This window comes from Brevibacillus sp. RS1.1 (assembly GCF_013284365.1).
In the GTDB taxonomy this organism is placed as follows: domain Bacteria; phylum Bacillota; class Bacilli; order Brevibacillales; family Brevibacillaceae; genus Brevibacillus; species Brevibacillus brevis_D.
In genome coordinates this window covers 94,960-114,174 of the sequence record NZ_JABSVA010000003.1, presented here as the reverse complement: position 1 = coordinate 114,174, position 19,215 = coordinate 94,960, and the positions used below count along the sequence as shown (strand labels likewise).

At 44.1% G+C, this 19,215-nt stretch carries 17 protein-coding genes; 16 read left to right on the top strand and 1 reads right to left on the bottom strand.

What is annotated here, in order from left to right:
- The first annotated feature begins 14 nt into the window (after positions 1-14).
- The 5 genes from HP570_RS11065 (at position 15) to HP570_RS11045 (ending at position 6,293) form a co-directional block, all read left to right on the top strand.
- The gene (locus HP570_RS11065; protein WP_173625789.1) at positions 15-971 is read left to right on the top strand and encodes a carbohydrate ABC transporter permease; all 957 of its coding nucleotides are present in this window, start codon (positions 15-17) and stop codon (positions 969-971) included.
- Between the two features lie 22 nt (positions 972-993).
- Positions 994-1,821, top strand: coding sequence for a carbohydrate ABC transporter permease (locus HP570_RS11060; protein ID WP_173625788.1), 828 nt, complete (start codon positions 994-996; stop codon positions 1,819-1,821).
- 25 nt (positions 1,822-1,846) lie between these two features.
- Entirely contained in the window at positions 1,847-3,607 is a 1,761-nt protein-coding gene (locus tag HP570_RS11055; protein ID WP_173625787.1) for a glycoside hydrolase family 36 protein, read from the top strand.
- Positions 3,608-3,732: 125 nt separating this feature from the next.
- Positions 3,733-5,553: a PAS domain S-box protein gene (locus HP570_RS11050; RefSeq protein WP_173625786.1), complete on the top strand. Its 1,821-nt coding sequence runs from the start codon at positions 3,733-3,735 to the stop codon at positions 5,551-5,553.
- 107 nt (positions 5,554-5,660) lie between these two features.
- Positions 5,661-6,293 carry a YczE/YyaS/YitT family protein gene (locus HP570_RS11045; protein ID WP_173625785.1) on the top strand — a complete coding sequence of 211 codons (633 nt, stop codon included), beginning with the start codon at positions 5,661-5,663 and terminating at the stop codon, positions 6,291-6,293.
- A gap of 42 nt (positions 6,294-6,335) precedes the next feature.
- Here HP570_RS11045 and HP570_RS11040 read toward each other — a convergent pair whose 3' ends face one another.
- Entirely contained in the window at positions 6,336-7,535 is a 1,200-nt protein-coding gene (locus HP570_RS11040) for an MFS transporter (RefSeq protein WP_173625784.1), read from the bottom strand.
- Positions 7,536-7,869: 334 nt separating this feature from the next.
- Between HP570_RS11040 and HP570_RS11035 the strand changes: the two genes are divergently transcribed.
- From HP570_RS11035 to HP570_RS10985, 11 genes are all read left to right on the top strand, one after another.
- Entirely contained in the window at positions 7,870-8,727 is an 858-nt protein-coding gene (locus tag HP570_RS11035) for a histidine racemase CntK family protein (RefSeq protein WP_173625783.1), read from the top strand.
- A complete protein-coding gene (locus tag HP570_RS11030) occupies positions 8,724-9,530 on the top strand; it encodes a methyltransferase domain-containing protein (protein ID WP_173625782.1) in 807 nt (268 codons plus the stop codon). The genes HP570_RS11035 and HP570_RS11030 overlap by 4 nt, the downstream gene beginning before the upstream one ends.
- Positions 9,531-9,548: 18 nt before the next feature.
- Complete coding sequence (locus tag HP570_RS11025) at positions 9,549-10,865, top strand: opine metallophore biosynthesis dehydrogenase (RefSeq protein ID WP_173625781.1); 1,317 nt, start codon at positions 9,549-9,551, stop codon at positions 10,863-10,865.
- Between the two features lie 24 nt (positions 10,866-10,889).
- Positions 10,890-12,497: a staphylopine-dependent metal ABC transporter substrate-binding lipoprotein gene (cntA, locus tag HP570_RS11020; protein WP_173625780.1), complete on the top strand. Its 1,608-nt coding sequence runs from the start codon at positions 10,890-10,892 to the stop codon at positions 12,495-12,497.
- A 21-nt stretch (positions 12,498-12,518) separates the two neighbouring features.
- Entirely contained in the window at positions 12,519-13,451 is a 933-nt protein-coding gene (opp1B, locus tag HP570_RS11015) for a nickel/cobalt ABC transporter permease (RefSeq protein WP_173625779.1), read from the top strand.
- A complete protein-coding gene (gene cntC, locus HP570_RS11010; protein WP_173625778.1) occupies positions 13,452-14,345 on the top strand; it encodes a staphylopine uptake ABC transporter permease subunit CntC in 894 nt (297 codons plus the stop codon).
- 7 nt (positions 14,346-14,352) lie between these two features.
- Positions 14,353-15,174: a staphylopine uptake ABC transporter ATP-binding protein CntD gene (gene cntD, locus HP570_RS11005; RefSeq protein ID WP_173625777.1), complete on the top strand. Its 822-nt coding sequence runs from the start codon at positions 14,353-14,355 to the stop codon at positions 15,172-15,174.
- A complete protein-coding gene (locus tag HP570_RS11000) occupies positions 15,161-15,904 on the top strand; it encodes an ABC transporter ATP-binding protein (RefSeq protein ID WP_173625776.1) in 744 nt (247 codons plus the stop codon). Before cntD ends, HP570_RS11000 begins: the two co-directional genes overlap by 14 nt.
- A gap of 50 nt (positions 15,905-15,954) precedes the next feature.
- On the top strand, positions 15,955-17,145 hold the full coding sequence (gene cntE / locus HP570_RS10995) for a staphylopine family metallophore export MFS transporter CntE (RefSeq protein ID WP_173625775.1): 1,191 nt from the start codon (positions 15,955-15,957) through the stop codon (positions 17,143-17,145).
- A 300-nt stretch (positions 17,146-17,445) separates the two neighbouring features.
- Positions 17,446-18,519 carry a PAS domain-containing sensor histidine kinase gene (locus tag HP570_RS10990; protein WP_173626138.1) on the top strand — a complete coding sequence of 358 codons (1,074 nt, stop codon included), beginning with the start codon at positions 17,446-17,448 and terminating at the stop codon, positions 18,517-18,519.
- Complete coding sequence (locus tag HP570_RS10985) at positions 18,516-19,160, top strand: response regulator (RefSeq protein ID WP_173625774.1); 645 nt, start codon at positions 18,516-18,518, stop codon at positions 19,158-19,160. The genes HP570_RS10990 and HP570_RS10985 overlap by 4 nt, the downstream gene beginning before the upstream one ends.
- The last annotated feature ends 55 nt before the right edge of the window (positions 19,161-19,215 follow it).

Below are 19,215 nucleotides of genomic sequence, written 5' to 3'. Positions count from 1 at the left end.
GGCGATCTTGCAAGATGATTTCGACCAATATTCAGACGAGAGAGAAGAGGGAACGAATCGAGAAAATGGCTGTTTCACAAAAGAAAAGGCGTGGGAATCTCACACCCTACCTGTTTATCTCCCCATGGATCATTGGATTTGTAGCCTTTACACTGGGACCTCTTTTGTTTTCGTTCGCCATCAGTTTCTTTGACTATCCAATAGTCGGTACTCCCCAGTTTATTGGTTTTGACAATTACGTGCAGATGTTTACGAATGATCCGATTTTTTGGGAGTCCTTAGGGGTTACCTTCAAGTTTGCTGCGATTCTGGTTCCGTTAAATATTTTGATATCGTTGCTGTTGGCCCTTCTATTACATCAGAATGTCGGAGGCTCCTCCTGGTATCGAACGATCTTTTATCTTCCGACAGTTATTGCAGGAGTTTCGCTGTCGCTTATCTGGGCCTGGGTCTATGACGGAGAATACGGCCTTCTGAATTATATTCTGTCATGGTTCGGCATTGAAGGTCCGCGTTGGTTAAGCGATCCGGAGTGGTCACTCTTTGCCATTGTTTTTGCGGGATTATGGGGGCAAGGTGTCATGATGCTGGTTTTTCTATCTGGACTGAAAAACATCCCCAAAGAATTGTATGAAGCAGCAGAGATAGACGGTGCTGGAGTCTTTTCCAAATTCTTCTCCATCACTCTGCCCATGCTCAGCCCAACTATGTTGTTTAATCTAATCACAGCGGTCATCAGTGCATTTCAGCAACTTACGTTTGCTTTGGTCATCACCAAAGGCGGGCCGTTGCGGTCGACTTATTTTTACGCCATGTACGTCTATGAGAACGCATTCCGTTATTTTAAGATGGGGTACTCAGCGGCAAATGCCTGGTTTATGTTCCTGATCATTTTGTCGCTGACTTTTGTATTGTTCAAAACATCGAAAACCTGGGTGTATAACGAAAATGAAAGGAAAGGGAAGAAATAAACCGAACGTAGGGGGAGGTACGATGATTCAACCCAATCGTGTTTATAAATGGATGATTCACTCCGTACTATTTTTTTTCAGCTTTTTATTTCTTGCTCCATTTATCTGGATGTTTTTGACGGCTGTCAAGTCACCTCAAGAAGCGTTTGTTTATCCACCCGTATGGTTCCCTTCCGAATTTCATTTCAGCAATTTTCTGGAGGCGTGGAACAAGCTGCCGTTTACGACTTTTTTGCTCAATTCCGTGATCGTGACAGGGCTAGGCGTGATCGGACAATTACTCGCTTCGTCACTTGTTGCTTATGGGTTTGCCAGATTTGACTTCAAGGGGAGAGATACGTTATTCATGATTCTTTTGGCATCTATGATGATCCCCTGGGATGTGACAGCCATTCCTCAGTACATTGAATTTAATGCGCTCGGTTGGATCGATACATTGCTGCCTTTGATTGTCCCGACGTGGTTTGGAAGTCCTTTTTTTATCTTTTTATTCAGACAATACCTGTTGGCAATCCCAAAAGAACTGGAAGATGCCGCACGAATAGATGGCGCCAACTCCCTGCAAATCTACTTGAAGATCATACTTCCGTTGATGTCTCCAGTGCTTGTAGTGGGAGGCGTGTATCAGATGATCAATTCCTGGAATGATTACCTCGGCCCATTGATCTTCTTGAACGATCAAAGCAAATATACGTTGACGCTCGGCTTGATGCAGTTTAAAGGGATGTTCGATGTGGATGTCATATCCGTCATGGCAACGACTCTCTTGATCTGCGTTCCTCCCATCTTTGTGTTTTTCCTAGCTCAACGATACATCATGGACGGAGCATCTACTACCGGATTCAAGTAAATCAATCATAAAAAGGAGGAGGAAGATGGTTCATCATATAGAGGCATATCATGATTCTGTGCTTCGGGTCAAATTGCAAAACGAATGTACTGACGGTGACATCTCCTATGTACATGTCGTAATCGAATCAGATGAGGAAATTTCGTTTCCGCAGGTTCAACTCGCATGGCATTACCCCGCGGTCAATATACAAGCGTACTGGCATCCTGGCAGTTTTCGCAACAAAAGTCTCGGAGTCGATTGGAGTAAAGGCTTTTCCTCCAAAGGTACGGTTGTTGCGCCTGTTGGTTGCTTTCTCAGTTCAGATGGACGTAATCGCCTCGCTATTGCTTATTCCAATGCAATCGAGACTGTCAACTTTAACATGGGCATCCGTGAAGAGGACGGAACGATTCGCTGTCAAATCACGCTTTTTTCGGAGCCTTCCAAACCGATGAAAAGGTATGAGGGAACCATTCGTATTGATCAAAGAGACATTCCTTTTGAACAAGCGATTCAGGCCATATCCTATTGGTACGAGAGCATGGATGCCTATCGACCATGTATGATACCCAAAGCGGCAACATTCCCGATGTATTCTACATGGTATTCTTTTCATCAAGAGCTCGTAGATAAAGAGATCGAAGAACAGTGCAGAATGGCAAAAGAGATCGGATGCGACACCGTAATCGTGGATGACGGATGGCAAACAACCGATAACCAAAGAGGATATGCCTATTGCGGGGATTGGGAGGTCGCTCATCAAAAGATCGGCAACATGAAAGCACATGTGCAAAAAGTTCAGGCTATGGGAATGAAATACATCTTGTGGTATAGCATGCCTTTTATCGGCTTCCATTCGAAAGCGTGGGATACCTATAAAGATAAGCTGCTGGTTTATCGAGAGCATCTGCAAGCAGGTGTTTTGGACCCAAGATATCCGGAAGTCCGGGAATACTTGATTTCCACTTATGAAACTGCTCTGAACGAATGGGGCGTCGATGGCTTCAAGCTGGATTTTATCGATGAGTTTGATTTGAACAAAGCGAATGACAAAGCCCTCGAAAAAGATGGGAGAAGAGATTTTGACTCCGTTCAGGAAGCGGTTGAATGCTTGCTTGAAGGAATCTTTGCGCGGTTACATGCCAGGAAAGCTGATGTCATGATTGAATTTCGTCAAAAGTATATCGGTCCCTTTATGAGAAGGTTTGGAAACATATTTCGGGTTGCCGATTGTCCGAATGATGCCGTTACCAATCGGGTGGGGACGATCGATTTGCGGTTGTTTTCCGGTAAAACAGCTGTTCACTCAGATATGTTGATGTGGAGCCCGGAAGATACGGTTGAAAATGCGGCCCTACAGCTCATTAATGTTTTGTTTGCGGTTCCACAGTTATCGATGCGCTTCGAGAAATTACCGCCGGAGCATATCGAAATGACAAAGTTCTGGTTGAAGTTTTGGAGAGAAAACAGAGACGTGCTTTTATTTGGAGAGTTACGTGCAGAAGCTCCCGAGTTACTCTATCCGAATGTTCAAACGCGAAATTCATCGAAAGTAGTCATGGCAGTCTTTGGTAGCCCATACGTAAAAGTGGTTGAGCCAGGCAATAAAAAGCTATTCATTATGAACGGGACACTACACCAAGAGCTGGTTTTGGATGTAGACAGAGAGTTACCTAACAGAGTAGTAGAGATTTATGATTGTTGCGGAAACCTGGTGTCTATGGCTCCGTTGGCAGTTCAGAAGGTGCCACATCGTCTGAAGGTAAAACCGTCGGGATTAGTGATCCTTAGATGTTTGAAATGATCGATGCCGCTCCTATTCAAGGGGCGGTATTTTTTTAGTGGGATAGATATTTTCTCAAGGATATTTTCAACGGGTATAGAATAATAACATTATTCACAATCTTCGTTTAAGGAAGGTATAAACCTATGGATAAAGAAGCTCAGCGAGTCGACCTTAGACAAGAACAGTTCAACATGAAAGAGCTGCTTCAGTCACTGGTTGAAACGACTACGGATGCGATTTCAATTAGGGACATGCAGGGTCATATACTTTTTGTGAATAGTGCCTTTGAAAAAATCTACGGTTGGACATATCAAGACCTCCTGAATGACCCGTACTGCCTCGTGCCTGAAGAACTCATTGACGAGACAAAGGAAATTTTCCACGAGGTTAAATTTGAAGGAAAAAATATTACAGGCTATGAGACCGTGCGTCAACGAAAAAATGGTGAGATCGTTCACGTTGGTCTAACCGCTTCCCCTATAAGAGATACAGAAGGTACGATCGTAGGCACTTCCGTTATCGCCAGAGATATTACGGACCGCAAAATGGCGGAAGAAGCACTCGTGAATAGCGAGGCAAAGTACCGCATCCTTGTAGAAAATACGAGTGATGTTATTTGCCAACATGATGTACACATGAATAATCTTTTTGTATCTCCTTCTATCGAACACCACTTGGGATACACTCAGGATGAATATCTTCAAACGAATAGTTTTGATCTCATTCACCCTGATGATGTAAAAACCGTGAAAGATCTGCGTTCCTTAATCTCTATGCATCCCCAAAATGTTCAAATGGAGATTCGATTACGTCATAAAAATGGATCGTGGGTGTATTGGGAGTCACGTTGTGTTCCGATTATGTCTGAGAACAAAGAGATTGATAGCTTTCTATTCGTTTCACGCAATATCACCGAGCGAAAACAATCCGAAGAAGCCTTGCGCAAGAGCGAGGAACAGTATCGATTCATTGCCGAACACACGGCAGACTTCATTTCCGTCATAGATAAATACGGTCACGTATTGTATAGTTCACCTTCCCATGTGAAGAAATTAGGGACGAGCCAAATTATTTTTGAAAACATACATCCAGAAGATGCAGCATTCGTCTGTGAGCGATTTTCCACGATGATTGAGTTCGATATTCCGGTGACATGTGAGTATCGATACAAACTGGAAAACGAGAAATGGATCTACCTTGAATCAAGAGGGATGCCGTTTTTTAGCTCAGATGGTGGAAATCAATACTTCATCAACATTACACGTGACCTAACAGAGAGGAAGCAAAACGAAGAGCTTCTCCGCAGAACAGAGAAGTTGTCCGTAATCGGTGAATTGGCCGCAAGTATTGCGCACGAAATAAGAAATCCGCTTACGGCATTGAAAGGCTTTATCCAATATTTGCGGCCAACACTATCGGGGGGAGCCACTTATACAGACATTATGTTGTCCGAGTTAGATCGAATCAACTTTATCGTGAGTGAGCTACTTGTGTTGGCCAAGCCGCAAACGCTGAATGTGAAGCGGATTCTTTTACACCCTCTTATTGAAAGTGTGGTAACGTTTCTGGAATCAGAAGCAAATCAAAACAACACTTCGATCAACACAATATTCAGCGATATTCCCATAGCGATTAAAGGAGAAGAAAATCAAGTAAAACAAGTCTTTATCAATCTATTGAAGAATTCCCTGGATGCGATCTCGTCAAATGGCACAATTAGCATAGAAACCACATGTCTACCGAATAACCAAGTGCGGATTCGCTTTACCGACAATGGATGTGGCATTTCCCAAGAGCTGCTGCCCAGACTCGGTGAACCTTTTTATACTACGAAAGAGAAAGGAACAGGCTTAGGTTTACTTGTCAGCAATAAAATAATGAAAGATCATCAAGGAACCATCACCATCTCGAGCGAGATCAACAAAGGTACCACCGTGGATATCATGTTTCCCATTTCGAAATAGGAAGGTGATCCAGATGAATTCGCAAATCGCTATCAAAAAGGTAGCTTACTCCAAATCTCCACCTACGTGTGCTCAGAAAGCTAGAATCATTAGAGGGGGAGAAAATCATGTGGAGGAAGTTTCTGCTTCATCCGCTTGCAGTTCGATACAGTGTGTTTATGATCGGACTGGCGGTTATGGCGTTTGGTATTGGCATGATGATTGAGGCGCATTTAGGTGTTGCGCCGTGGGATACACTGCATATCGGATTACAAAAGACATTTGGATTGACCATCGGCATATGGTCGCAGATCGTGGGAGCCATGATCATTCTCGCTTCCTACATCATTGGCAAGATCCGGCCGAACGTCGGTATGTTTTTAAACATGTTTTTCTTCGGGCTGTTTATTGACGTATTCATGTGGCTGAACTGGATTCCTACAGGTAAGACCGTTCTCGAACGAGTTATTTTGTTTGCTGTCGGTCTGCTCATTTATACGATCGGAACAGGTATGTATATTTCACCGCGATTGGGAGCCGGTCCACGTGACAGTTTTATGTTAGCTTTACATGAGCGAATGGGATGGGGAATCGGTAAAGTCAGGATCGGTATAGAGTGCACAGTCATGGTGTTGGGCTTGCTGCTTGGCGGGCCTGTTTCGGTAGGAACTTTTGTGACGGCCCTTGCCATTGGACCGCTTATCAAGCAATTTATTCCGATGTGGGAGCGAATTTTGGCAAAATCGTACGGAGCGGCTTAGACCAGAGAAAAAGAAAAAGGGTGCTCATATTGAGTACCCTTTTCAACTTTGTTGCAGCTTGCGTTCAGCCATATAGGATGCGATTCCCAAAATCAGACCCAGTGCTACGAGCACGGCACCCACCCATGGCAGGGAGGTTATATCAAGATGCGTAATAACCCATCCGCCAATGAAGGCACCCGCAGCATTTCCTAGATTTCCGGCAGAATGACTGGAAGTAGAAGCAAGCGCTGGCGCATTCTGAGCGAGGTTCATCACGCGTACTTGCAGCCCTGGAAATACAGCGAAAGAAGCAGCTCCCCAAAGAAATATGGTCAGAACGGCAGCGATTGGACTGTACATGGTAAACGTAAACTGCGTCAAAATGATGCATATCGTGAAGTAAAGTCCGAGAATGGAAGGCATTAGCTTCCAATCCGCAAGCTTTCCGCCCACGATATTACCGATGGTCACACCACAGCCGAAGAGGACAAGAATCCACGTTACATGATACTCAGCAAAACCGGTAATTTGCGTCAGCAGTGGCGTAATATACGTAAATACGGTGAATAGACCAGCGTTGCCTAACGCTCCGATCAACAGGTATAGAAGAAGCTTGGGCTTTAGTAGAGCAGTAATTTGCCCAGTGATACTCCCGATGTTTTCTTGCCGCATGTTTGGAACGAAAACGAGTATTCCGATAAGTGCTATCATTCCCATGATCGCAATCGTACCAAATGAAGCTCGCCATCCCATGTGTTGACCGATGAAAGTCCCCAGAGGCACACCAATAATATTAGCAATCGTCAGACCTGCCATCATAATGGAAACGGCAGCGGCACGTTTGTCAGGACTTACAAGACTGGAGGCTACAACAGCTCCCACCCCAAAGAATGTCCCGTGCGTCAAAGCGGTAATCAAGCGTGCTCCCATCAATATATCGTAGTTGGGAGCAAAAACAGAGATTCCGTTCCCGAGAATAAATAGAATCATAAGGAGACAGAGTAGCTTCTTTTGGGGAATCCGGTGGGTGAGGACTGTCAGTATCGGTGCACCGACAGCTACCCCTAGCGCATACATGGTAATGAGTTGTCCCGCAGATGAGATACTAACATGCAAATCCTCTGCAACATTCGGTAGTAGACCCATGATGACGAATTCCGTCATCCCAATGGCAAAGGAACCCACGGTAAGAGAGAGCAAAGAGATTGAAGACTTTTCCTTGTTGACCTGTTTCTTGGTAGTAGTTTGAGATAACGCCATGAAGTCAATACAACCTTTCTGTACGATAAAATCCGTTTGTGGTGCGGGTAAAGATTACCTGTTCCACTTTGTTAAGTCAAGGTATTCTTCTTGTATAGATGTAAAAATCCTACTAGAAAATACTAGAGCGCATATCTGGAAGTGTGATCGACTTCGAGAATAGGAATAAAGAACGACAAGTCTACCGTTGACAGACACCCAAATTGTGGTTATGATTTACTCGATAATAATCGTAATCATTACGGTTTATTTTTTAAGCCTTAAATCGTAATGATTACGTTTAACCTAGGGTCATTCGCTTTTCATTAAAAATATGGTAAGAGGGTAGGTTGAGATGAAACGGGAAATCGATTTTATAAAGTTTAATCCCACACAAAATATGACCATTCTTGTGAAAAACAACCATCCAGCTGAAGAGTATACGCACATCGCCTCAAAAATTATGTCCTACGCTAGTGTCCATGCTGAACAAGTGGGTTTTATCGAAAAACCGAATAATTATGGAGCAGCAGCACATCTGCAAATGGCTGGGGGTGAGTTTTGCGGCAACGCATGCATGGCATTAGCGTCGCTTATCGCGCATGAAAATGGTCTACAGCATAATGATTTCACCGAAATTGTTTTGGAAGCTTCGGGAACAGATCATTTCGTTGTTTGTCAAGTGAAAAGAATTAAAGACGAATATTACTGCCAAGTTTCGATGCCTCTTCCCAAAAAGATCGAGCAGCAGTCAATCAACTATGATGGCGACGAAATAAACCTGGTGATTGTGAGGTATCAAGATTTCTTTCACATCGTGATTGAAGTAGAACAGTTCAGTGAGGCGGTAAGAAAACGTGCGCAATCCTTAGCCAAGCTGCTTGGAGTAACTGTAGGGGTGAGTTTAATCGGGGTGCTATTGTATCAGCCAGCTTCGAATGAATTGGCTCCCCTTATCTTTGTTCCGTCTTTAGATAGCATGATCTGGGAAAGCGGCTGTGGGTCAGGTACTGCTTCACTTGGGGCCTATCTGGCTTGGAAAAAGCAAGGTGATATCGCTGCTCACATCAGGCAACCGGGAGGCACGATTCAAGTAACGGCCGATTGGCAAAAAGAAGAAGTAACAAGTCTCAAAATTGAGGGGGCAGTCGGAATAGTGGCACAAGGCAAAGCATTCATCGAGATTCAAGATAGCAAGGGGAGAACGGAATGAATAGACACGAACAATTGCATCAACAGTTGACTGCATTTCTAGAAAGGTTCACCCATCTAGCAGATCGATATGACGGTACCATCCATCACAGCTCGGAGTTAGAGAAGATCATCGATGAGTATTCTACTTTCATAACGGATGAAAGAAACAAAGAAGCCTGGGAGCAGATAGAACAGCCAATCGGAAACCAATTGAACCAGCTTGTGGAGAATGTAAGAAAATCGTCGGCGATTTGCGTTTCGATTATGGAGAAATATCGTGCGTTGAAGCTGCTAAAAGGGATTGACGATAAGACCGACTACTTTCAAAACATAGAATCTTGTATTGAAGAAGAATTTGGGAGTTTTCAAGTTACTGTTGATTCAAAGGTGTTGATGGTAGGCTCAGGTTCCTTTCCCATGACGCCATTATTGATTGCGAAGCGGACGGGAGCAGAAGTAGTTGGTATCGACATTGATGAGGAGGCCATCGAACTAGGGCGGAGTGTTGTAGAAAGGCTGGGAAGTGGATTGTCTATCCGCTTGGAGAAAGAGTTTGTGGAACGACTTGATGTGACGAAGGATGCAACCCATATCATCTTTAGTTCAACAGTTGCAAATAAGTATGATCTGCTGGAACAATTACATCCATTGACAAATGACCAAGTGATCGTGGTGATGCGATACGGGAATCAAATGAAATCCCTTTTTAACTACCCCATGAGAGAGGTAGATGAGCGGAAATGGAGACTGATTGAAACTATCTTGCGTCCCGACCATGTATTTGATATCGCGTTGTACAAAAAAGCATCGGTTGCATGCTGATCTTAAAAGGAGGTTTCTATGGGTGATATGAAACGAATCTTGCTATTGGGAACAGGTCCTGCTTCCATTCAAATGGCTGTCATGTTTAAAAAACATTGGAAGTGTTGCGTCGGGGTCGTTGGGCGTGAGTCTGTTCGTTCCACATCATTCTTTACTGCACTTAAGCAAAGCAGTCAGCAAATTCGAACAGATATTCAAAATGAAAAGCATCAAAAGATGGAAGGCGAATGCCAAATCGATCATGTATTCCATGGATACGGGAGAGTTACAGGGGAATGGGATACCATCATATTATCTGTCACAACAGATGCATATACAGAGGTTTTACAACAAATAAATGATCAGGTTTTACAACAAATAAAGTGCATGGTTTTGGTTTCCCCGACCCTTGGTTCCAACACTTTACTACGTCATTATTTAAACAAGATTGGTTCGAATGCGGAGATTATCAGTTTTTCTACATACCTTGGCGATACACGCTGGTTCCATGATCAGCCATCAAATCGAGTGATTACGACAGGGGTTAAGAAAAAGCTTTACATCGGCTCGACGCGCGCACCCTCCCCGAATGTAAAAAGACTTTGTGAGTTATTTGAGCAAGTAGGTATTCATTTGGAAGTCATGGACTCTCCGATCGAAGCGGAAACGCGAAACATATCACTATACGTGCATCCGCCACTGTTTATGAATGCTTTCTCCCTTCGTGTGATATTTGGAGAGGAACCAATCAAAAAGTACGTCTACAAAATGTTTCCGGAGGGCCCCATCACGCAATATCTCATACGCGATATGCTGGCTCAATGGAAAGAGATTACCAAAGTGGTGGAAAAGCTCAATATAAAAGGGCTCAATTTGCTAAAGTTCATGACGGATGATAATTATCCGGTGAGGCTGGAAAGTCTATCACGTGATGATATCGAAAACTTCGTTCATTATGAAACGATTCATCAAGAGTATTTATTGTTCATTCGATATACCTCACTGCTGATTGATCCTTTTTCGGAGCCAGATTCAGATGGAAGATACTTCGATTTTTCTGCTGTCCCCATCCGGAAAATATTTATCAATAGAGAAGGGTATTGGGATATCCCGCGCATGCCAAAGGAAGATTACTATCGGATAAAAATGATTCAGGGCATTGCAAGATACTTAGATAGCAGTTGCCCGACGATCGATACATTCATTGAAACGTACGAGAGTAAAATTTCGGAAGCTGCGCAAACACGTAAGGGTGAACAGTTATCGGATGCGTTCGTTGTGCAAAGCTTTGCGGAAGATTTGAAAATGATATGTAGTGAGATCGAAAAGGGTATCGGATCAAAGAAGCCACACTAACACGTATTTTTTGGAGGAAATGGTATGACAAGAAGAATGGGATCCTTATTAAGGACGTTCATGGTCTCCGTTGTTCTGCTGGTTGGCTGCAGTAACGGTGATACGGAAAAAACGGAGTCAACCAATAAAGGGAAAGAGATCGTCTATGCCACTTCGAAAGATATTAACGATATGAACCCGCATTTTTATTCCGGCTCCATGCCAGCTCAAGGGATGGTGTACGAATCGTTGGTGGAAAATACAGAAGATGGGATCAAACCTTTGTTAGCTGAATCTTGGGAAGTTTCCGAAGACGGGAAAGTGTACACGTTTCATTTGAGAAAAAACGTGACGTTTCATGATGGAGAGCTGTTTAATGCGGAAGCAGTGAAAAAGAATATCGAAGCGGTGCAAAGCAATGCAAGCAAGCATTCCTGGATCAAGTTATCAACAAAGATCGTGGCCTGCAATGTACTCGATGAGTATACGGTTGAACTGGTCTTATCCGAACCGTACTACCCGACGCTGGTCGAATTGTCGATGACAAGACCTTATGTATTCATCTCGCCAAAAAATTTTGTGAACGGGGGAACCAAAGATGGTGTTAGTGGTTATAACGGAACTGGTCCCTATAAGCTCACTGAGCATAAAGTCGATCAGTATGCCGTATTTGAAGCGAATGAAAATTATTGGGGTGGCGCGCCTAAAGTGAAGAAAATCACGGCCAAAGTACTTCCCGCAGGAGAAACTACTTTCTTGGCATTGCAAAAGGGAGAAGTCAACTTTGTATTTACGGATGATCGAGGGGCTAATAGTCTCGATGTGGCAGCCATGAATCAATTTGTTGAATCAGGTGAACACCAAATCATTCGCAGTCAACCAATGAACACAGGCATAATTGTCGTCAATAGCAGCAAAACAGAGAGCCCTGTATATGAAAAGGCTGTACGCGAAGCGTTTTGGCATGCGATTGACAGAGAGACCATCAGCAAACAAATATTTGAAGGCACTGAACAACCAGCTAATACCCTTTTCTCTTCGAATGTTCATTACGCCAACGTGAAATTAGAGAAGCGGGGATACGATTTGGAAAAAGCGAAGAAGATTTTGGAGGAGGCGGGCTGGGGTATCGGGAATACGGGCGAATTCAGATCGAAAAAAGGAAAGCCATTAGCCATGAAGCTTTATTATGATGTAAATTCGTCCACGCAAAAAATGCAGGCTGAATTGATTCAACATACGGTAAAAAGGATTGGGGTCCAACTGGAGATTATTGGCGAGGAGTCTTCTTCGATTGCGAACAGAAGATCTACAGGTGACTATGACCTGCTTTTTAATCAAACGTGGGGACTCGCATATGATCCGCAGAGCACAATCGCTGCTTTTACTTCCAAGTCTTCCTATTACCATACGACAAGAGGCCTCGCGCAAGCTGATGAGCTCTATAAAAAAATAGAAGAAGTTATGGTGTCGACGAATGAGGAACATAGAAAATCGCTATATGCTGATATTTTGACCATTGTCCATGAGGAAGCCGTATTTATTCCGATTACGAATGGAAGAGTCACGATCCTGGCTCCCAAAAACCTGAAGGGTATCTCGTTTAAGCAAACGCAATTCGAGCTTCCATTTGAGCGGATGTACTTTGAATAAATACGGAAAAAGGAGCGTGCTATGGGTAGCTATATCATCAAAAGGTTCATGCTATCGATTCCTTTGGTCCTGATCGTATCGTTTGTAACGTTTTCTTTCATTCATCTATCTCCTATGGATCCTGCCGAAGTGGTGCTGCATTCGCAAGGCATTCCCACAATAACGGATGAGTTACTTGTTCAAACCAGAGCGAACCTTGGGATGGACCAACCCTTTTTGACCCGGTACCTAAACTGGGTCGCTTCATGCTTGCAGCTTGATTTTGGAGATTCATACATAACGGGAAAACCCGTGTGGTCTATGCTAGGACCAGCCTTTTTCCATACAGTAAAGCTGACGTTAGTTTCGACATTTGCCATAGTTTCGCTGTCCATCGTTTTGGGAGTGGCATGCGCATTGAACGCAGGCAAATGGGTGGACAAATCAGTCAGAGGCGTTTCATTTTTCCTGACATCGATGCCGTCCTATTGGCTCGCCGCTCTGCTGATCTGGTATTTTTCCGTCAAGTTGGATTTGCTTCCGACAAGCGGAATGGAGTCGTACAAAAGCTATGTATTGCCCGTTGTTGTGATTACAATCAGCTATGCTGGTATCTATTTTCGAATCATCAGAAGTTCCATGTTAAGCAACATGAATGAAGACTATGTTCTCTATGCAAGGGCATGCGGCTTACCTGAGAAAAAGATCACGATGCACATTCTCAGAAATTCATTGCAGGTGGCCATTTCCGTATTTTGCATGGCGATTCCCATCATTTTGGGAAGCACAGTCGTCGTGGAAAACATCTTTGCTTGGCCGGGACTCGGTACGCTAAGCGTCAAATCCATTTTAAGCAGGGATTTTCCGATCATTCAAGCCTATGTCCTAGTGTTGGCAGTCGCTTTTATTCTGTTCAACACCGTTTCCGACATCATCAATGCGGCATTGAAACCCAAAATAAGGGATGGTCTCTAGATGAATCGATTCCAACATGTGTGGAAAGACAAGGTTGCTGTCCTATCCTTATCCATTATCTCGCTTACAACTATGGCTGGAATATTTGCACCTTTCGTTGCACCGCATGATCCTGCAGAAGTACATATGGAGCTTCGATTTGCATCCGGATCATGGGAGTATCTCTTGGGCAACGACCACTTAGGGCGATGCGTTTTATCCAGGCTCATTTACGCTATTCGTCCCAGCATGCTATGGGTCTTCGCTGCGCTTCTCCTTTCTGTATTGATTGGGTCAATTGTAGGGGTTCTTGCGGGTTACTTTCGTGGAAAAACCGATGCCTTCTTGATGCGTGTTTGCGATGTGATCCTTTCTTTTCCGGGATATGTCATGACCCTGGCGATTATCGGCATTTTGGGAGTAGGTTTTGAAAAGGTAATCATCGCCTTTGTATTGATGAAATGGGCGTGGTTTGCTCGAATCATCAGAGCGTCAGTCATGCAATATGCGGAATCCGACTATGTAAAATTCTCAAAGGCAATCGGCGCGAGCAATTTGGGAATCATGATCAGGCACATTATTCCGATTGCATTGCCCGACATTGCTGTCATTTCAAGCAGCTCCTTCGGTTCGATGATTTTGCAAATATCAGGATTCTCTTTCCTCGGTTTAGGCATTCAAGCACCGGAAGCAGAGTGGGGCATGATGTTGAACGAAGCGAGAGAGGTCATGTTTTCCCGTCCGGAATTCATGCTAGCTCCCGGTTTGACCATCGTGATCGTCGTATCGGTCATTAACTATTTGTCTGATACGCTTCAAGTGGCTTTAGATCCCAAATTGATGACTTCTACATATAAGCAGCAAGGGTTAGTAAGAGCCTCTGCCGTGAAGCTCGAAGGAAAAGGGGTGGCATAACCGGAAGATGAACATTTTGGAGGTAAATAACCTGAAAATCTGGGACAGCCGCAATGATCGAGTGATCGTTCCAAACAGTTCATTTCATGTGAAGCAGGGAAGCTGTCTGGCCATTGTTGGAGAAAGCGGAAGCGGGAAGTCGGTTACGTGCAAGGCCATCATGAGATTGAATAAAGCCGGGATTCACCAATCGGGTGACATTCTATTACGAGGAGAAAACCTCATGGAGCTCTCCGAACAGGAGATGAGGAAAAAGAGGGGAAAGCAGCTTTGCATGATTTTACAGAATGGCATGCGTGCCTTTGATCCCTCTTGCGTGGTGGGCGTTCATTTAAAGGAGACGCTAGTGGAGCATTTTGGATGGAGCCGTGACGAAATCACAACCAAAATGAAAAATGCCATGGAAAGCGTCATGCTGAAAGACCCGAAAGAGGTAATGAATAAGTATCCCCACCAGCTGTCGGGTGGAACGCTGCAGCGGGTCATGATTGCGCTGGCTATCGTATTAGAGCCTGACATTCTGATTGCTGATGAACCAACGACAGCACTCGATACAATCTCGCAGTTCGAAGTGGTTGAACAGTTCCTGCAATTGCGTGATCGAATGGGCTGTTCCATGATCTTCATCTCTCACGATTTAGGAATTGTCAAATTAATGGCAGATGAGGTTCTCGTCATGAAAGAAGGAGAAATTGTTGAAAACGGGACGACCGAAGCCATCTTCTCTGAACCGCAGCATACCTATACCCGTTACTTACTCTCCACGAAGCTGCCGATGAATCTACATTTTAAGAGGGTCATGGGAGGAGTTAGTATTGCTGAGCGTTGAGTGTGTAGAGAAATCATACAGAAGAGGTGGATTGTTCTCAAGGGAAAGAGAGCAAGTGTTGAGTAACATTAGCTTCGAATGCAAATCTGGGGAGTGCTTCGGCATCATCGGAGAAAGCGGAAGTGGTAAATCGACATTAGGAAGATTGCTCCTGGGGATAGAAAAGCCTGATCGAGGTACCATCTTGTTTGAGGGCAAAAAAGTAGAGGATCGAAAAGTAAGAACAGGGAATATCAGCGCTGTATTTCAAGATTACACTTCTTCGATCAATCCATTATATACGGTAGAGGACGCCATTCGGGAGCCTTTGCAAATGAAAAGACGGGGACGAAAAGATGTTCGAAGCGAGATTGACCATTTATTAAGTCAAGTAGGGTTGGATCCTTCCTATCGAAAGAAATTTCCTCATGAGCTATCAGGGGGGGAGGCTCAGAGGGTATGCATAGCGAGAGCTATTTCAACGGAACCGAGATGCATTCTATTCGATGAAGCAATCAGTTCATTGGATGGGTCTGTGCAAATGCAAGTGCTTGATTTACTAAAAGACTTGAGAAAACGTTACAAGATTAGCTATATCTTCATCACCCATGATATACAGGCTGCCGCCTATATTTGCGACAGAGTCATGGTCATACGAAATGGTGAGATCGAAGAGATTGTGAGGGTTGAAGAATTAAAAGATGTTCAATCCGCCTATACGAAGAAACTGCTGCAAATGACTATTGCTTAAAGGAATTGGCAATGAGAGTAAGCAGAGGATCAGAGGAAGGAGCAAGAGCTATGAGAGGGGCTCTGTCTTGGCCATTTTTACGATTATACATATTGACTCTTTTGTATTTTAGTGCGAACTCTATTCTGAATGTCATTATTCCGTTAAAGGGTGCAGAGTTAGGTGCGACCAATACAACAATTGGAGTCGTTATGGGAGCGTATCTGTTTACAACCATGTTTTTTCGGCCGTGGGCAGGCCATATCATCCAAAAACATGGACCAATCAAAGTGCTCCGCACGATTCTTATTTTCAATGGAGCGGCTCTCATTTTATATACGTTTACTGAATTAGAGGGTTTTATTGTTGCCCGTATTCTGCAAGGGATGTGTACCGCTTTTTTCTCCATGGCCTTACAGCTAGGGATTATTGATGCGTTGCCGGACAAGGATCGTTCACAAGGGATCTCCCTGTATTCCTTATGTGCTTATTTGCCGGGTATTTTTGGCCCTCTACTCGCTTTAGGCATCTGGCAAGCGGGGGATAGCTCTTATTTTACAGTTGCCATGGTCACCATTGCGATCCTTACAGGAGTGGTGGGTTATAGCGCCAGCATCGACAAAAAAGTAGCTGAGCCTGCTCCGGGTCAGACTGAACAGGGAGCAACCATGCTTGGTTCTGTGAGCCAATTAGTCAAAAACCCGTATTTATGTAAATGCAGCGTCCTGATGCTGGCGGCATCCATTATATTTGGAGCTGTGACAACCTTTATACCGCTGTACGCTGTACAAATCAACTACGGGAATGCGGGGGTTTTCCTGATGCTTCAAGCGGGTACCATCGTATTATCGCGGTTTGTGTTGAGAAAGAAAATTCCGTCAGACGGTAAGTGGCGTTCCTCTTTTATGATGGGAATTATGCTCATTCTTGCAGTAGCGGCGTTAAGTGTAAGCTTTTCTAGCGTGGGTGGAGCAGCCTTTCTCTACGTAGGGGCCATATTAATGGGAATTGCTCAAGCCCTTCTCTATCCTACGTTAACGACGTATTTGACATTTGTTCTGCCAAAGACGGATCGCAATGTGTTAATCGGGTTATTCATAGCTATGGCCGATTTGGGTGTTTCTCTGGGAGGAGTCATCATGGGGCCAGTCGCTGATCATTTCTCTTATTCCTTCATGTATATGATTTGTGCAATCTTAGGCGTAACGATGATCATTTTTGCCTATGAACGAAGCAAAAAAAGTTCTGTTGGATTACGATAAGACCGATGATGTTCATTGCTAAAGCTCAATCGTGGAAGGAAGAAAACAGTTATCCGTAGATCGTCGTTGGACACGGAGGAAAATATTCAGGTGGCAAGCCGAGTACATGTTAGGAGATGATACCTAGCGTTTACTCGGCTTTTTCATACGCAGATGCGAATCAAAACACAGTATCTATTTGACCATCATTTAGCGTCACAAAAGATAGGGGAAGGTACCTATTTGAAAGGTGCTCCCGGTCTTTTACGATTGGGTCATAGGGGAAATGATCTCAATATCTTTCAGTATGGAGGACCTATGATGGATCAAAGTCTGACTTATTTTGAACGCTATGGTGAAGAAGGAAAAGCCATGGATAACGGGTATCTGAAGCAAATCTTCGATCACTTGCAGGACGGGATTATTCTTATGGATCAGGAACGAAAAATTATGGTGATGAACCCATCCGCAGAGAAAATGACCGGTTGGAAACGAGGAGAAAAGGTCCCGTTCTGCTCCTACTGCCAAAACAGAGAGTTGGAACCGGGAGAAGAACGATGTTATTTGCTCGCCAAACGGGAGGTTCCCTATTTTCTCTCTGCGATGCCTACCTATGAAGGACGGTACGTAGACATGGAGATGAGCACGGCTGTCATCTATGAAAATGGAGAACAAGACATGCACGATGTCCTTTTGGTCTTAAAAGATATGACGGTCAAGAAAAAAGAAGAGGAGGTCAGAATCTCCAAGCAGGTGCTGCAAAAAACGCTAGAAGCTCAAGAAAATGAACACAAGCGCCTGGCCCGGGAACTGCACGACGGCGTAGGTCAATCCTTGTATTCTGTTTCAGTAGGTATTCAGGCAATTCAAGCACGCCTCAACGAGAGGGGACAATTCCGGGAATTCATGCAAGAGATTGTGAATGAGCTGGAAAAAGCAATACAAGACGTCAAGCTGTATTCTCTACAGCTGCGTCCGCATAGTCTCGATCAGTTGGGGCTGATTCCTACCGTACAGCATCTTGTTTCTAGCTTGAACAAAGCACATCAGGATGTTTCCATTACCTTTTCTTACAGCAATGTTAGTGATCATTTTCAGCCAAACTTGGAAATCAATCTGTACCGTGTCATCCAAGAATCCTTACATAACGCACTGAAATACGCGAAGGCCACACTCATTGAAGTCATCTTGTACAAGGAAGACGACCTACTGACTCTGCTGATTCAGGACAACGGAATCGGATTTGTGCGCGATCAGGTTCAGGTTGGTCTGGGCCTCAAACATATGGAAGAACGAGTGGATCAGATGGAGGGGACTCTTCAGATTCAATCCGTCCTCCTCGAAGGTACATCGATCAAGGTAACGGTAGCAGGACAAGGAGGGAGAGTAGAGTGATACGAGTGCTTTTGGTTGATGATCACACGATGATTCGGAAGGGATTGCGTGTGCTTCTCGAAAGTTACTCTCAAATTAAAATTGTCGGAGAGAGTCATACAGGCAATGATGCCATCCTGAAAGCCAATCAGCTGAAACCCGATGTAGTGCTGATGGATTTGTCATTGCCGAACGGGTTGGATGGGTTTACCGCGAGCAAAGAGATTCGCAAGTCGAATCCTTTGGTGAAAATCGTCATATTGACCATGCATGACGAGGAGATTTTCGTCCAGGAGGCCATCACGGTCGGAGCCCATGGCTACATTTTAAAAAACAGCCATGGAGAACTGCTGTTTCAAGCCATTGTGGAGGTTTACAGAGGCAAGTGCTTTTACAAGACTTCAGTATCGCAAGAAATCATCAATCAATGGCTGAGATCGGATGCCAAGACGTTGCCTTCTGTTTTAACGCTGCGTGAAAAGGAGCTTGTCAGACTCATTGTGCTTGGCTATTCCAATAAGGAAATGGCGGATAAGCTGTTGATCAGCGTAAAAACCGTGGAGAACCACAAAACGAATATCATGCAGAAACTAGGATTGGATTCCAAGCATCAATTGATCCAATACGCCATAAAAAATAGATATCTCGATCTGGCGTTTTAATGGTTTGAATCCAAAAGTAGGGGACTTCCCCTATATGGAAAAAATGTCAGCGGAA